Raw genomic sequence first — 15026 nt, forward strand, 5'->3', positions numbered from 1 at the left:
TACCCCCCGCGAACCGACACCGCCCCCGGACCCCGCCCGGGACGGCGGTCCGGAGGGGCAGGTCAGGGGCGGTGCGCCAGGAACACCGCGGTGCCCGGGATCAGCCGGCCGCGCAGCGGACTCCAGCCGCCCCACACCTGGTCGTTGTGCTCGGGCCACTCCGGCTCGACCAGGTCGTCGAGGACCAGCCCGGCCGTCGCCAGCAGCCGCACCCAGTCGCCGACCGTCCGGTGGTGCTCCACGTAGGTCGGCACGCCGTGCTCGTCCTCCTCGACGTAGGCGCGCCGGTCCCAGTACGGGTGCACCGCCACCAGCCCCGACTCGGTCGGGTCGTCGAGGAACGACCAGCGCAGCGGATGGGTCACCGAGAAGGCCAGCCGCCCGCCCGGGCGCAGCACCCGGACGGTCTCACGCAGCACCGACGCGGCGTCGGCCACGAACGGCAGCGCGCCGTACGACGAGCAGACCAGGTCGAACGACGCGTCCGCGAACGGCAGCGCCTGCGCGTCGGCCTGCACCACGGGCAGCGCGACGCCCTCCCGCGCGTCCAGGCGGCGGGAGTGGTGCAGCTGCCGCCCGGACAGCTCCAGGCCCACCACGTACGCCCCCTGGCTGGTGAGCCAGCGCCCGCACTGCCCGGCGCCGCAGCCGAGCTCCAGCACCCGCTCGCCCTTGACCGCGCCCAGCAGCCCGGCCTCGGCCTCGTCCAGGCCCTCCGGCCCCCACACGAACCGCGACCCGCCCAGGAACGAGCCGTGCTCGGCCTGGTATGCGTCGGCGGCGCCGTCCCACCAGCGCATGTTCGCCCGTACGCTCTCCCGCCGGGACGCGGGGCGGCGCGACACCTGCGCGGTGTCGTCGGGGTAGTCGGGCTCGGACTGGGCCCCGGTCTCAGTCGACTCGTCGACGAAGTGATCAGACGTCACGGAGTGCATTGTCACCGATGCCCGGACCCGTCCCGCGCGACCGCCCCGCCCGGTGCCGCGATGTCGCGTGCGGTTTCCGGGAAAGTGCTCAAATCTCGGCTGCGACCGCTGCACTTCTCCCGATACCGCGCCCTTGCCGAGGGCGCGCGACGGGGCGTGAGCAGGGGTGTGATGCAGGCGACAATCTGGCCGCAATCCCTACGGACGCTCCCGAATCAGGAAGAGGGGAGCGTCACGGGAGGGGTGGGGTTGCGTCGTGTGGTAATGGGCACGGTAAGCTGTTCGATGCACTCGCACGTCCGCGGTTCTCGGCATGGAGCAGACCCGCTGTCGCGACGGACGCCCGGTTCCCGGACACCCGGAGCCCCGGACGTCCGCAGCGTAGACGAGCGGGCGCGGCAGTGGAACCACCACTGGGTCACACTGAACACCCATCCGACGGAGCAACAGTCCACATGACGAGCAGCATCGAGGCCACCTCGAGCGCCAACAAGGTCACCTTCGACGATCTCGGCTCGGACGAGGCCTTCCTCGCCGCGATCGACGAGACCATCAAGTACTTCAACGACGGCGACATTGTCGAAGGCACCGTCGTCAAGGTCGACCGGGACGAGGTCCTGCTCGACATCGGCTACAAGACCGAGGGCGTCATCCCCTCGCGTGAGTTGTCGATCAAGCACGATGTGGACCCTGCTGAGGTCGTCACCGTCGGTGATCACATCGAGGCCCTGGTCCTCCAGAAGGAGGACAAGGAGGGGCGTCTGATCCTCTCCAAGAAGCGCGCGCAGTACGAGCGGGCGTGGGGCACCATCGAGAAGATCAAGGAAGACGACGGCGTCGTCCGTGGCTCTGTCATCGAGGTCGTCAAGGGTGGTCTCATCCTGGACATCGGCCTGCGGGGCTTCCTGCCGGCCTCGCTCGTCGAGATGCGCCGCGTCCGTGACCTGCAGCCGTACGTCGGCCGCGAGCTCGAGGCGAAGATCATCGAGCTGGACAAGAACCGCAACAACGTGGTGCTCTCGCGTCGCGCCTACCTCGAGCAGACCCAGTCCGAGGTGCGCACCGAGTTCCTGAACAAGCTGCAGAAGGGCCAGGTCCGCAAGGGCGTCGTGTCCTCGATCGTCAACTTCGGCGCGTTCGTGGACCTCGGCGGCGTGGACGGTCTGGTGCACGTGTCCGAGCTGTCGTGGAAGCACATCGACCACCCGTCCGAGGTCGTCGAGGTCGGCACCGAGGTCGAGGTCGAGGTTCTCGACGTGGACCTGGACCGCGAGCGCGTCTCCCTGTCGCTCAAGGCGACGCAGGAGGACCCGTGGCGCCAGTTCGCCCGTACCCACGCGATCACGCAGATCGTGCCGGGTAAGGTCACCAAGCTGGTTCCGTTCGGTGCGTTCGTGCGCGTCGAGGACGGCATCGAGGGCCTGGTCCACATCTCCGAGCTGGCCGAGCGCCACGTGGAGATCCCGGAGCAGGTCGTGCAGGTCGGCTCGGACGTCATGGTCAAGGTCATCGACATCGACCTCGAGCGTCGCCGCATCTCGCTGTCGCTGAAGCAGGCCAACGAGGGCTTCGTCGAGGGCGAGGAGCACTTCGACCCGACGCTGTACGGCATGGCCGCCACGTACGACAACGAGGGCAACTACATCTACCCCGACGGCTTCGACCCGGAGACGGGCGAGTGGCTCGAGGGCTTCGAGAAGCAGCGCGAGCAGTGGGAGCAGCAGTACGCTGACGCCCGCACGCGCTGGGAGGCGCACACCAAGCAGGTCCAGACCTCCCGCGCGGCCGACGCCGCCGCGGCGAGCGAGGTTCCGAGCGGCAACGTCTCCACCTCGACCCCGGTCCCGGCCAAGGCGGCGGAGGAGCCCAGCGGCACCCTCGCGACCGACGAGGCCCTGGCCGCCCTGCGCGAGAAGCTCGCCGGCGGCAAGGCCTGAGGTAGGCGGTAGTTCTACAGCCGGTGGCCCCGGACTCCACGGAGTCCGGGGCCACCGGCCTCTCTGTCCCCCGGCCCGCGGCCCTTGCCCGCCCGCCGGTCCCGTTCCCGGTCTGCGGGGCGCAGCTGAGTTGCCGGGCAATCGGGGGTATGACGGTCCATGATTCGCTCGGTTGCCCGGCAAGTTGAACGGTCTCGGCGGCGTGCGACCATGGGTCGCGTGCGATGGGTGGGACTGACCGGGGGTATCGGCTCCGGCAAGAGCGCGGTGGCGGCCCTGCTGGCCGAACGCGGCGCCGTGGTGATCGACTCGGACCGGATCGCGCGGGAGGTCGTCGCGCCCGGCACTGACGGGCTCGCCGAGGTGGTGGCCCGGTTCGGGAGCGGTGTGCTGGCTGCCGACGGGTCGCTGGACCGGCCCGCGCTCGGGAAGCTGGTCTTCGGCGACGAGGCCGCCCGCCGGGACCTCGAGGCGATCATCCACCCGCGCGTACGGGCGCGAACCGCCGAGCTGGCCGCTGCCGCACCGTCGGACGCCGTCGTCGTCAACGACGTACCGCTGCTGGTTGAGGCGGGCCTGGCCGGCAATTACGAGCTGGTGATCGTGGTCTTCGCCGACGAGGCGACCCGGATGGGACGCCTGGTGCGCGACCGAGGCATGACCGAGGCCGACGCGATCGCCCGATTCGCCGCCCAGGCGACCGACGAGCAGCGGCGGGCGGTGGCCGACATGGCGATCGTCAACGAGGGCACCCTCGACGACCTGCGCAGCGCCGTCGACGAGATCTGGCCCCGGCTGCAGAGCTGATCACCACCTGCGCCGGCGCGGCGGACTGCGACGTGCCTGCGCCAGCGGACTGCGATGGCCCGGTGGTAGCGGGGTGTACTGCGGCGGCCCGGTGGTAGCGGGGTGTACTGCGGCGGCCCGGTGGCGACTGCGGTGGGTCGGTGGCAGCGCGGCGGACTGCGGTGGGTCGGTGGCCGCGGGGCGGATCGGCGGTTGGTGCGGCTGGCGGTGGCCGATCGGGCGGCAGGGTGGCGGAGGGCTGGTGAAGATCGCTGTCAGCGGTCGTTATGCCGGCTAGAAGCCACTCTTTTGACCACTGGCGGCGATCATGGGCGGAATGGGCTGCAAGATCGCTGCTGGCGGTCAGATCCATGCACGGCCCAACCGCCGGAACCCATATTCGGTCCGTGACTACCGATCACGCGGCGGGCACGGCGTCGAAGATCGCGACCCCCGGCCATTTGCCTGCACAGGCGCGCGCACCAGTCCCTTGGACGCGGGCAGGACGCGCGCAGATTGCGTTAAGAAGGGCCCCTTCTACATCGCAAAGCGATAAGAAGGGGCCCTTCCTTACCCGACCCGGAGGGCCGGGGGCGGGGCGGGCGGGGCGTCAGCTGACGCGGATGGGGAGGGCGGGTGGCGGGTCGCTCAGGTCCAGGTCCAGCTGGGCGAAGCCGCCCGTGGCGGTACGCAGTTCCAGCCGCTGCAGCACCCCGGAGTTGTCGATCCAGTACCGCATCCGGGCCTGCCCCGCGGGCACGTTGACCTCGACGGCCGTGGGCAGTTCGAACACGCCGACCGGTACCCCGCGCAGCACGTCGACCCGCAGCCGCCGCCCGTGCGAGCGGATGTGCGCGGCCTCGTCGGGCGCCCCGCTGGCCAGCGACATCGCTTCGTGGATGAGGTAGTCCAGGTCGGTGATCTCGGCCTTGGTGCCGAGGTCGGCCCAGAGGGCGCGGTCCCAGTCGCCCTTGGGCGCGGGCAGCGGCGGCTCCTCGGTGGCCTTCCCGCCGGTCTTGCGGGTGGCCACACCGAGCCGGTCGGCGTGCACGAGCACGTCGTACTCGGTGTCGTCGGAGTCGTGTACGGCCAGGTAGGCCAGGTGGCGCTGCCAGTCCAGCCAGCCGGAGCCCAGGCGCAGCGTGCCGGGCAGCACCGGCATGGTCAGCGTGACCTTGCCGCCGCGGGCGCGCAGGTTGCGCTGGCGCAGCCGCGACAGCATCTCGGCTTCCTTCTCGGTGATCTTCGTGGGGTTGATCGGCTGGCCGCCCAGCACCGCGGCGCGGGTGAACTCCTGCGGCTGGTCGCGCAGCAGATCCACGGTGGCGGGCAGGCCGGTGGCCAGCACCGCCTCCAGGCGGCGCAGCCCGCCCTTGGCGTCGAGCCAGTAGCCGACGGCGCCGCCGTGGGCCTCCAGCGAGTCCGGCGCGAGGGAGGGCTCGGGGCTGGCGGTCGGCGCGGCTGACTCGGTCAGGTTCGCCTCGTCCAGTTCACCCGCGTCGGGGTCGGCGGCGGCCGGTTCGGCGGTACTGGTGCCCGAGGCGGTCGGCGGGGCCGCCGACGGGGTGGCGGCGGCCGGGGCGGTCTGCGGCGGCAGGGCCGGGCCGAGCAGTACGTCGACCGGTACGCCTTCGAAGGCGTCGTGGCGTACCCACTGGTTCTTGAGCGCGCCGAGCAGGTCGGCCGGGTCCTTGTCGGGGCGGGCGAGCAGGAACAGGAACGCCACCAGGTTGTCCAGTGGACGCTGCTCGTCGCTGCTGAGCTGGATCGGGCGTACCCGCCAGCCGTCCTCGGGCGCCTCCAGCGGCGGCATGCCGGGGGCCGTGGTGTCGGCGGCGGACTCGGCGCGGCCGGAGGCCGACACGGGGGCGACCGCGCCGGTGCGCACCGCGAGCACGCTCGGCGTCGCCTGGACCAGGGTGGTCTGGTCGGCCGGGTCGGTGACCGAGAGGTACACCAGTTCGCGGTGCCAGTCGATCCAGCCCGCGACCTTGGTCCTGCGCCCGTTCGGGCCGACGGTGCCGCGCAGGCCGACGCGGCCCTGCTCGTAGTTGAGCAGGCGCATCCCGGCCAGGCGCTTGAGCTCGCCCGCATCGAGGGCGCGGGTGCTCGGCACGGCCGGTTTCTTGGCGCTGCAGGAGGCCAGGCCGGTGCTCAACCCGGCGGCGAGGCCGAGCACGAGCCCGGTGGAGGCGATGATATTGACGACGCGGCGGCGGCCGGAGGTGACACCCACGGCAGGTGCAACGTGCCGGGCGCGTACAGGTGACGTTCGGGGGCGGTGGGGTGGGAACGGGCCCGGAAGACGGGTCAGACCGTTCGCGGCGGCCGGTCGGCGCACACTTCGTGCGCGACCGCAGCGGTGCGCTCAGCGATCCTGCGGTGGGGCGGATCGGGGCTGCTACCGGTGCGCCGAGGGTGACAACCGGCCGGTGTGGAGGTCCGGTCTCCCCGGTACGGCCGCCGCGAGCGGCCTACCCCATGACGTTATCTCCGTGATAGATGACACACAATCGCAATATTGGAGCCGGTCACTCACTAAGGGTCACCCGTCGTCTGCCGTACGCGACGGGTGTCGGAAGTTGGCTGCCCACGGCCGGTGGCATGATCGCCGCAGCGTGGGGCCCGGATAGGTTGCCCCCGCGTGACCATCGTCACCTTGCGTGGCATGTCGGAGGTTGAGCGTAGGTTTGGCGGCATGAGCGACCGGATCCCGCGCCTGGATGGCACGTTTCAGGTAATCAGCGAGTTCACGCCGGGAGGCGACCAGCCCGCGGCGATCGAGGACCTGGCCAAGCGGGTGCGCCGCGGCGACCGGCACACCGTGCTGCTCGGCGCGACGGGCACCGGCAAGTCGGCGACCACCGCGTGGCTGATCGAGCGGCTGCAGCGGCCCGCGCTGGTGCTCGCCCCGAACAAGACCCTGGCCGCGCAGCTGGCCAAGGAGTTCCGCGAGCTGATGCCCGACAACGCGGTGGAGTACTTCGTCAGCTACTACGACTACTACCAGCCCGAGGCGTACATCCCGCAGACGGACACCTACATCGAGAAGGACTCCTCGATCAACGAGGAGGTCGAGCGGCTGCGCCACTCGGCGACGATGTCGCTGCTCACGCGCCGGGACGTGATCGTGGTGGCGACCGTCAGCGCCATCTACGGCCTGGGCACCCCGCAGGAGTACCTGGAGCGCGCGGTGAAGGTCCGGGTGGGCGAGGAGCTCGACCGGGACAAGCTGCTGCGCCGCCTGGTCGACATCCAGTACGCGCGCAACGACCTGGCGTTCAACCGGGGCACGTTCCGGGTGCGCGGCGACACGCTGGAGATCATCCCGGCGTACGAGGAGCTGGCGCTGCGGATCGAGTTCTTCGGCGACGAGATCGAGCGCCTGTCGTACCTGCACCCGCTGACCGGCGACGTGGTGCGCGACGTCGACCAGATGCTGATCTTCCCGGCGACGCACTACGCGGCGGGCCCGGAGCGGATGGAGCGGGCGATCGCGGGCATCGAGGCGGAGCTGGAGGCGCGCCTGGCCGAGCTCGACCGGCAGAACAAGCTGCTGGAGGCGCAGCGCCTGCGCATGCGCACCACCTACGACCTGGAGATGATGCGCCAGGTCGGCTTCTGCAACGGCATCGAGAACTACTCGCTGCACATCGACGGCCGCGAGCCCGGCAGCCCGCCGCACTGCCTGCTCGACTACTTCCCGGACGACTTCGTCACCGTCATCGACGAGTCCCACGTGACCATCCCGCAGATCGGCGGCATGTACGAGGGCGACGCCTCGCGCAAGCGGGTGCTGGTCGAGCACGGCTTCCGGCTGCCCAGCGCGCAGGACAACCGGCCGCTGCGCTTCGACGAGTTCCTGGAGCGGGTGGGGCAGATGGTGTTCCTGTCCGCCACCCCGGGGCCGTGGGAGCTCAAGCAGGCCGGCGGCGAGTTCGTGGAGCAGGTGATCCGCCCGACCGGCCTGGTCGACCCGCAGGTGGTGGTGAAGCCGACCAAGGGCCAGATCGACGACCTGATGCACGAGATCCGGCTGCGCACCGAGCGCGACGAGCGGGTCCTGGTCACCACGCTGACCAAGAAGATGGCCGAGGACCTGACCGACTACCTGCTGGAGAACGGCATCCGGGTGCGCTACCTGCACTCGGAGGTCGACACCCTGCGCCGGGTGGAGCTGCTCAAGGAGCTGCGCATCGGGGAGTACGACGTGCTCGTCGGCATCAACCTGCTGCGGGAGGGCCTGGACCTGCCCGAGGTGTCGCTGGTGGCGATCCTCGACGCGGACAAGGAGGGCTTCCTGCGCAGCGGCACCTCGCTCATCCAGACCATCGGCCGCGCGGCGCGAAACGTCTCCGGCGAGGTCCACATGTACGCCGACAAGATCACCCCGTCGATGGCGGCGGCGATCGACGAGACCGACCGGCGCCGGGCCAAGCAGGTGGCGTACAACGAGGCCAACGGGGTCGATCCGCAGCCGCTGCGCAAGAAGATCCACGACATCCTGGACGACATCTACCGCGAGGCCGAGGACAGCGAGCTGGCGCTGGCCGGGGCGGGGATGATCGGCGGCTCCGGCCGGCAGATGTCGCGCGGCAAGGCGCCGGTGCCGGGCACCAAGTCCAAGGGCCGGGCCGGGGCCTCCGAACGGCGCGGCACCATCGTGGCCGAGAGCGCGGGCATGGCGCGGGCCGAGCTGCTGAAGCTGGTCGGCGAGTTGACCGACCAGATGCTGGCCGCCGCCGGTGAGCTGCAGTTCGAGCTGGCCGCCCGGATCCGCGACGAGATCGGCGAGCTGAAGAAGGAGCTGCGGCAGATGGACGCCGCCGCCTGACCCCGGACAGGCGGCAGGGGCGCTCCGTCAGTGCGGTGCGCCCCTGCGTGCCCGGGTCTGTGCGTCGGTCACAGCTGGTCCGGGTAGGTCGGTCGGCCGGTCAGCATGTCGCGCACCTTGTCGGCGGCGCCGAGCAGCGGGTCGGTCAGCCGGTTCCACGGCGGCGTGTTCGGCGCGGCCGGGTGCGGCCGGGTGACCGCCGCCTCCTCGGCGATGGCGGCCCGGTTGCCGAGGCGGATCAGCTCCTCGTCCGTGGCGGCCTGGGCCAGGCGGCCGTGGATGCGGCGGTCGGCGGTGTGCTTGTGCCGGCGCAGCTGCTGGTCGACCTCCAGCGCGAGCTCCTGGAACTTCTCGTCCTCCGGCGGCACGGCCTGCAGCGTCTGCAGCATCTGCCGGATCGCGCCGTCCTCGGCCAGCTCGCGGCTCACCAGATCGTCGCCGTCGGGCAGGTGCTTGCGCACGGCGGGCAGCAGGTACTGCTCCTCCGCGGCCAGGTGTCGGCTCACCACGGCCGTCATCACCTCGGCGACCTGCTTGCGGCGCGACGGCGACGCCGAGGCGGCCTCCACGGCGAGTTCGGCCGAAAGCTTGGTGATCTGTCGGTGCTCCTGGGCCAGCATCTCGACGATGCTCTGGCCTGCGGGCTGGTAGTTCTGCTCGGCCTCGTCAGACAGCGGGGGGAGCGGGGGCAGGTCAGTAGTCATGCGATCGGCCTACCCGGGACCCGTTAGGGGTAAACCGCATCATCCGTTCGGCTGATGTGTGCCCGGTCGCAGCGCCGCGAAAGCGCCCCCGAGCAGCGCGCCGAGCAGCGCCAGCGCCATGTCGGCGTGCGCGTCCCACACGTCGCCCTGCTGCCCGTTGTACGCCTCGGCCGCCTCCGGCGCCAGGCCGCGCGCGATCGCCCACTCGAACAGCTCGTACAGCGCGCCCGTGGCCAGCACCAGCTCCGCCGCGCGCAGCCAGGCCCGGCCGGACGGCATGCCCCGGTCACGCCACAGCCGCACCAGCACCGGCGCCAGCAGCAGCCCGTAGCCGAAGTGGACCAGCCGGTCGAAGTGGTTGCGGTGCCAGCCGAACCGCTCCGACAGCGACCGCCCGGTGAGCGCGGCGAACCACTCGTCGTACGGCACGTACGAGTAGATCCAGCGCGCCGCCACGGTGTGCAGCGCCAGGAACGCCACCAGCAGCGCGAACGAGCCCAGCGGCAGCCGCAGCCGGTGCTGGGCCCACAGCAGCCCGCCGACCGCGACCACGGTCAGGCTGTGGTGCAGCGCCTGCTCGGCCGGCCAGCGCGGGTGCCACCACGACACCGCCACCAGCAGCGCGAACGCCGCCAGCACCAGCCGGTGCCCGGCCGGCAGCCATATCGACGGGCGTGCGGGGGTCATGGCGTCAGATGGTGCCAGCACGAATGCGTCGCCGCTGCCCCGTGCGTGATCTAGGCCCGCCACCCGTGACCGGCATCGACCCCCCCGTTCAGCCCGCTCACCACCGCCGACGTGCCCGCGGTGGCGCGGCTGGCGGCCCGCTGCCTGGCCGCCGACGGCGGCTTGGCTCGCTGCGGGCGAGGCTTCGTCGCCCCGCGCTACGCCGCCTAGGCCGATTCGCTCCGCTCAGCCGGCCCGCCCACTTCACCGCCACGCGCTGAGGCCTTCGGCTGCAGTTTCGGGGGAAACTGCAGCCAAGACGCCCAAGATTCGTGCACTTTCCCCGAAACTGCACGCCCAGGCCGCAGCGCGGGCGGGGCGGGGCGGGTCAGCGGGTGGGGGTGTGGGTGGTGAGCCAGGTGGCGATGCGGGTGAGCAGTTCGTCGGAGGCGGCGTTCTCGGCGTGGCCGAAACCGGGCTCCAGCCACAGTTCCTTGGGCTCGGCGGCCGAGTCGAAGATCTGGTGGGCGTGCTCGACCGGGAAGTACGCGTCGGCGTCCCCGTGCACCACCAGCAGCGGGGTCGGCGAGATCAGCGCCGCGGCCGCCCAGGGCTGCACCGGCTCGGTCGCCCAGCCGCCCGAGGCGATGCGGGTCTTCAAGGCCATCCGCCCGACCAGGCGCCCCAGCCGCCGCTCCAGCACCCAGTGCACGCGCCGCATCGGCGGGGTGCCCTTGTAGTACCAGCGGGCGGGTCCGCTGACGGCCGCGATGGCGTCGACGCCGCGCAGCAGGCCGGCGTGCCGGATCGCGACGCAGGCGCCCATGGAGAAGCCGACCGTGACGACGCGGCGGTAGCCGAGTTCGCGGGCCCAGGCCACCGCGGCGTCGAGGTCGTGGATCTCGAGGTCGCCGACGGTGGACTCGCCGCCGGAGGCGCCGTGGCCCCGGAAGTCGAAGCTGACCACGCCGCCTACCTGCCCGAAGACGGCGGCGGCGCGGCGTACGGCCGGGCGCTGCCAGGAGCCGGTGAAGCCGTGCGCGAGCACCACCGCGAGGTCGGCGTCGCCCGGGTCGTGCCAGGCGTCGACCGGTACCCCGTCGGTGGTGGTCAGGCTACGGCGCGGCATCAGGCGTGCGGGACGTCCGTGAAGTGCTCGACCACCGGCGGGGCGGCGAAGAACGGGCCGATCAGGCCGCGCCAGGTGGTGAAGCGCTCGGTGGCGCGGAAGTTGTCCTCGTGCGCGGCGACGGTCTCCCACTCGACCAGCAGCACGAAGCGCGACGGCGACTCGATGCCGCGGGTCATCCGGACGCCGCGGCAGCCGGGGGTGCCCGCGAGCACCTCGTGCCCCTTCGCGTACGCGGCGGCGAACTCGTCCTCACGGCCGGGCTGGACTTCGATCAGGGCGACTTCGAGCACCATGAGGCGATCCTCGCACGACCTTCCCCGCTCCGGGCGCCGGGTCCTAAGGTGTCCGCATGCTGCACCGCCTCGCCGAACTGCTGCTCCAGCCCGCGTTCACGCTCGGCACGACCGAGGTCACCTGGGCGGAGGTGCTCGGCTTCCTCACCGGCGTGGCCAACGTCTGGCTGCTGGTGCGCGAGCACATCGCCAACTGGGCCGTCGGCATCCTCAACGTCCTCCTGCTGCTGGTCGTCTTCTGGGACTCCGCGCTGTACGCCGACGCCGGGCTGCAGCTGGTCTATGTGGTGCTCGGCCTCTACGGCTGGTGGCACTGGCTCTACGGCGGCGGCCGCCGCCGGGAGCTGGTGGTGTCGCGCACCTCGGCGGCGGAGTGGGGCTGGCTGGCGGCGGCGTCGGTGGCGGGCACGGCCGGGCTGTGGCTGCTGCTGACGCGGGTCACCGACTCGACCGTGCCGTGGGCCGACGCGGGCACGACGGTGCTGTCGCTGGCCGCGACCTACCTGCAGTGCCGCAAGAAGGTGGAGAGCTGGCTGGTGTGGATCGTCGCCGATCTCGTCTACATCCCGCTGTACCTGTACAAGGACCTGCGGCTGACCGCGGTGCTGTACGTCGTCTTCCTCGGCCTGTGCGTGGCGGGGCTGCGGGCCTGGCGCGGCGCGCTGCGGTCGCGCCCGGCGGTGGCGGTGCCGGCGTGAGCGCACGGTTCGGCCACGGGATGGTGGTGGGCAAGTTCTACCCGCCGCACGCCGGGCACCACCATCTGATCCGGGCGGCCGCGGCCGCCTGCGCCGAGGTGACCGTGGTGGTCGCCCCGGCGCGGGTCGAGTCGATCCCGCTGGAGCTGCGGCTGGACTGGCTGCGCGCCGAGCACGCCGACACGCCCTGGGTGGGTTTCGCGGGCCGCTACGACGACACCCGGGTCGACCTGGCCGATCCGGCGGTGTGGGAGGCGCACTGCGCGGTGTTCCGCGACGCCGTCGGCCACCGCCGGGTCGACGCGGTCTTCAGTTCCGAGGGGTACGGCGACGAGCTGGCCCGCCGCTTCGACGCGGTGCACGTGCCGGTCGACCCGGACCGCTCGGCGGTGCCGGTGTCGGGGTCGGCGGTGCGCGCCGATCCGGTGGCGCACTGGGACCGGCTGTCGCCGCCGGTGCGGGCCTGGTTCGCGCGGCGGGTGGTGGTGGTCGGGGCGGAGTCGACCGGCACCACCACGATGGCGGCGGCGCTGGCCGGGCACTACCGCGCCCGGGGCGGCAGCTGGGCGGGTACCCGCTGGGTGCCCGAGTACGGCCGGGAGCTGACCGAGCGCAAGCTGGGCGCGCTGCGGGCGGTCGACCCGGCGGCGACGGTCTTCGACGTGGTCTGGGACCGGGCCGACTTCGTCGAGGTGGCCCGGGCGCAGTCGGCGGCCGAGGATGCGGCGGCCGGGCAGGGCTCGCCGCTGCTGTTCTGCGACACCGACGCCCGCGCGACCGCGGTGTGGGAGGAGCGCTACCTGGGCGGCTCGTCGGAGCAGGTGCGCGCCCTGGCCCGGCGGCCCGACCTGTACCTGCTGACCTCCGACGCCGGGGTGCCGTTCCACGACGACGGGCTGCGTGACGGGGAACACCTGCGGTCCTGGATGACCGGGCGGTTCCGCGAGGTGCTGGCCGACTCCGGGGTGCCGGTGGTGGAGCTGACCGGCCCGCACCAGGCCCGGCTGGACACCGCGGTGGCAGCCTGCGCGCGGCTGCTCGGCGGCGGGTGGGCGCTGGCCGACCCGCTCGGCTGACCGATCATCTGAGCTGCGGGGTCGACCGTCCGGGCGACCCGGCAGGGGTTTGCGGGTTCGCGTGGTAGACAATAGGGAAGAGCGGGAGGGGAGTATTCCCTCGCGACGGTGTCGTCAACACGGCTCCCCCCGGGCAGTGCGCCTGGTGTGATCCCGGCGCCGTCGGTCACCGGCCGGATCGTGGCCGGTGGCGGGAGAGACCTCCGGGGCAAAGGTATTGATGCCGACCGGAGGTCTGTCTGTGAACGTGTCCACGTGGGTCTGGGCGGCAACCCTCATCGGGTTGACCGCACTCCTCGCCGTCGACCTGCTGATCATCGGGCGTCGCCCGCATGAGCCCTCCATGAAGGAGGCGACCGGTTGGGTCGTCTTCTATGTGCTGCTGGCGTGCGTCTTCGGCGGCTGGATCTTCCTTAACTACGGTTCGCGGTACGGGCAGGAGTTCTTCGCCGGCTGGGTGACGGAGTACAGCCTGTCGGTGGACAACCTGTTCGTCTTCGTGATCATCATGAGCCGGTTCGCGGTGCCGCGCATATACCAGCAGAAGGTGCTGCTCATCGGCATCGTGCTGGCGCTGCTGATGCGCGGTGCGTTCATCGCCGCGGGCGCGGCGCTGGTGTCGCGGTTCGTGTGGGTCTTCTACCTGTTCGGCCTGTTCCTCATCTACACCGCGTGGCAGCTGACCCGGCACGGCGAGAGCGACGAGTCGGACTTCAAGGAGAACGCGCTGATCCGGTGGAGCCGCCGGGTGCTGCCGATCAGCAAGGAGTACGACGGCGCCCGGATGACCACGCACGTCGGCGCCAAGCGGATGTTCACCCCGATGCTGATCGTCATGATCGCGATCGGCACCACCGACCTGATCTTCGCGCTGGACTCCATCCCGGCCATCTTCGGCCTGACCAAGGAGCCGTTCCTGGTCTTCACCGCGAACGTGTTCGCGCTGATGGGCCTGCGTCAGCTGTACTTCCTGCTCGGCGGCCTGCTGGACCGGCTGGTCTACCTGTCGCTGGGCCTGGCCGCCGTGCTCGGCTTCATCGGCGTCAAGCTGATCATGGAAGCGCTGCACGGCAACAACGTGCCGTTCATCAACGGCGGGGAGCCCATCACCAGCGTGCCGCACATCAGCATCGGCGTCTCGCTGAGCGTGATCGTGGGCATCCTCGCCGTCGCGACCGTGGCCAGCCTGATCAAGTCCTCGCGCGAGCCGAAGCCCAGCGAGCGGACGCCTACGCCGGTGGGCTGAGCCGCACCCGGCCCGCCCCGACCAGCGTCGCCACGCGCGGGGCGGGCATGACCTCCTCGACCACCCGGCCGCCGTCGCCGCATGCGTGCAGCATGCGGCGACCGCCGTCGGCGGGCGGGGCGGTGACGAAGCCGACGTGCGTGATCGAGCTCCGCTGCTCGCCGCCGAAGAAGTAGAGGTCGCCCGGCTGCTCCTGGCCCAGCTCGACCGGCTCGGCGGCGTGGAACTGGTCGTCGGCGTCGCGCGGCAGCACCACCCCCACCTGCCGGAACGCGAGGTGGACCAGCCCCGAGCAGTCGATGCCGTAGGGCGACAAGCCGCCCCACACGTACGGCACGCCCAGCCAGGCGCGTGCCACCGGCACCGCCGCGGCCGGGTCGAAGGCCGTCGCGGGGTCGCCGTCGCGGACGGTGAGCTGGTCCAGGGGGAGCCAGCCGGGGTAGCCGCGGGGGTCGAGCTTGGCGGCTGGCTGGGCGGTGGCCACCACGCGCGCCCAGCCGTCGCGCACCTCCTCGATCAGCACCGGCTCGCCGTGCAGCAGCTGGGTGAGGATGCCGGTGTACATCCGCCCGGCGTCGTCGAGCCCGTCCACCCAGGATCTCGGGCTGCTGCACGGGCCGAGCGCGGCCGCGTCCAGTCCCGGCCGGGGGGAGTCCGGCCGCGCCCACAGCGTCGCCACCGGGGCCGCCACCGTCGCGTTCATCATTGCCGCCACCTCGAATCGCCTC

12 protein-coding genes and 1 pseudogene are annotated in these 15026 nt (G+C 71.9%); 6 read left to right on the forward strand and 7 right to left on the reverse strand.

Annotation, left to right across the window (positions count from 1 at the left end; all coding sequences use genetic code 11):
* Positions 1-62: 62 nt before the first annotated feature.
* Complete coding sequence (locus QEZ54_RS31110; RefSeq protein WP_281308380.1) at positions 63-800, reverse strand: class I SAM-dependent methyltransferase; 738 nt, start codon at positions 798-800, stop codon at positions 63-65.
* 581 nt (positions 801-1381) lie between these two features.
* Here QEZ54_RS31110 and rpsA point away from each other — a divergent pair.
* Together rpsA and coaE are read left to right on the forward strand one after the other, a co-directional pair.
* Positions 1382-2863, forward strand: a complete 1482-nt coding sequence (gene rpsA / locus QEZ54_RS31115) for a 30S ribosomal protein S1 (RefSeq protein WP_212825688.1) — start codon at positions 1382-1384, stop codon at positions 2861-2863.
* 219 nt (positions 2864-3082) lie between these two features.
* A pseudogene (gene coaE, locus QEZ54_RS31120) lies at positions 3083-3652 on the forward strand (dephospho-CoA kinase); the annotation flags it as partial.
* A gap of 607 nt (positions 3653-4259) precedes the next feature.
* Here coaE and QEZ54_RS31125 read toward each other — a convergent pair.
* Entirely contained in the window at positions 4260-5885 is a 1626-nt protein-coding gene (locus tag QEZ54_RS31125; RefSeq protein ID WP_281308320.1) for a hypothetical protein, read from the reverse strand.
* Between the two features lie 462 nt (positions 5886-6347).
* Here QEZ54_RS31125 and uvrB point away from each other — a divergent pair, with 462 nt between their 5' ends.
* Positions 6348-8483, forward strand: a complete 2136-nt coding sequence (gene uvrB, locus QEZ54_RS31130) for an excinuclease ABC subunit UvrB (RefSeq protein ID WP_281308321.1) — start codon at positions 6348-6350, stop codon at positions 8481-8483.
* Between the two features lie 68 nt (positions 8484-8551).
* On the opposite strand, the gene QEZ54_RS31135 is transcribed toward uvrB, so the two are convergent.
* From QEZ54_RS31135 to QEZ54_RS31150, 4 genes are all read right to left on the reverse strand, one after another.
* Positions 8552-9187, reverse strand: a complete 636-nt coding sequence (locus QEZ54_RS31135; protein ID WP_281308322.1) for a hemerythrin domain-containing protein — start codon at positions 9185-9187, stop codon at positions 8552-8554.
* Positions 9188-9226: 39 nt separating this feature from the next.
* Entirely contained in the window at positions 9227-9874 is a 648-nt protein-coding gene (locus QEZ54_RS31140) for a DUF2238 domain-containing protein (RefSeq protein WP_281308323.1), read from the reverse strand.
* A gap of 367 nt (positions 9875-10241) precedes the next feature.
* The gene (locus tag QEZ54_RS31145) at positions 10242-10982 is read right to left on the reverse strand and encodes an alpha/beta fold hydrolase (protein ID WP_281308324.1); all 741 of its coding nucleotides are present in this window, start codon (positions 10980-10982) and stop codon (positions 10242-10244) included.
* Positions 10982-11278, reverse strand: a complete 297-nt coding sequence (locus QEZ54_RS31150; protein WP_281308325.1) for an antibiotic biosynthesis monooxygenase family protein — start codon at positions 11276-11278, stop codon at positions 10982-10984. The genes QEZ54_RS31145 and QEZ54_RS31150 overlap by 1 nt, the downstream gene beginning before the upstream one ends.
* Positions 11279-11334: 56 nt before the next feature.
* On the opposite strand from QEZ54_RS31150, the gene pnuC reads away from it, so the two are divergent.
* The 3 genes from pnuC (at position 11335) to QEZ54_RS31165 (ending at position 14298) form a co-directional block, all read left to right on the forward strand.
* Positions 11335-11976 (forward strand): nicotinamide riboside transporter PnuC, encoded by a 642-nt coding sequence (gene pnuC, locus QEZ54_RS31155; protein WP_281308326.1) that lies wholly within the window; start codon positions 11335-11337, stop codon positions 11974-11976.
* Positions 11973-13052, forward strand: a complete 1080-nt coding sequence (locus QEZ54_RS31160; RefSeq protein ID WP_281308327.1) for an AAA family ATPase — start codon at positions 11973-11975, stop codon at positions 13050-13052. The genes pnuC and QEZ54_RS31160 overlap by 4 nt, the downstream gene beginning before the upstream one ends.
* 241 nt (positions 13053-13293) lie before the next feature.
* On the forward strand, positions 13294-14298 hold the full coding sequence (locus tag QEZ54_RS31165; protein ID WP_281308328.1) for a TerC family protein: 1005 nt from the start codon (positions 13294-13296) through the stop codon (positions 14296-14298).
* On the opposite strand, the gene QEZ54_RS31170 is transcribed toward QEZ54_RS31165, so the two are convergent.
* Entirely contained in the window at positions 14282-15004 is a 723-nt protein-coding gene (locus QEZ54_RS31170; RefSeq protein ID WP_281308329.1) for a C40 family peptidase, read from the reverse strand. The two genes, QEZ54_RS31165 and QEZ54_RS31170, sit on opposite strands and share 17 nt — an antisense overlap.
* Positions 15005-15026 lie beyond the last annotated feature (22 nt).

Origin of the sequence: Catellatospora sp. KI3 (assembly GCF_029948125.1) — a bacterium.
GTDB lineage: Bacteria > Actinomycetota > Actinomycetes > Mycobacteriales > Micromonosporaceae > Catellatospora.

Bases quoted from the DNA above. Each gene is read 5' to 3' on its own strand.
- QEZ54_RS31140 (WP_281308323.1), bottom strand. From the start codon at position 9,874: ATGACCCCCGCACGCCCGTCGATATGGCTGCCGGCCGGGCACCGGCTG.
- QEZ54_RS31170 (WP_281308329.1), bottom strand. From the start codon at position 15,004: ATGATGAACGCGACGGTGGCGGCCCCGGTGGCGACGCTGTGGGCGCGG.
- QEZ54_RS31145 (WP_281308324.1), bottom strand. From the start codon at position 10,982: ATGCCGCGCCGTAGCCTGACCACCACCGACGGGGTACCGGTCGACGCC.
- QEZ54_RS31135 (WP_281308322.1), bottom strand. From the start codon at position 9,187: ATGACTACTGACCTGCCCCCGCTCCCCCCGCTGTCTGACGAGGCCGAG.
- rpsA (WP_212825688.1), top strand. From the start codon at position 1,382: ATGACGAGCAGCATCGAGGCCACCTCGAGCGCCAACAAGGTCACCTTC.
- uvrB (WP_281308321.1), top strand. From the start codon at position 6,348: ATGAGCGACCGGATCCCGCGCCTGGATGGCACGTTTCAGGTAATCAGC.
- QEZ54_RS31150 (WP_281308325.1), bottom strand. From the start codon at position 11,278: ATGGTGCTCGAAGTCGCCCTGATCGAAGTCCAGCCCGGCCGTGAGGAC.
- pnuC (WP_281308326.1), top strand. From the start codon at position 11,335: ATGCTGCACCGCCTCGCCGAACTGCTGCTCCAGCCCGCGTTCACGCTC.
- QEZ54_RS31110 (WP_281308380.1), bottom strand. From the start codon at position 800: ATGCGCTGGTGGGACGGCGCCGCCGACGCATACCAGGCCGAGCACGGC.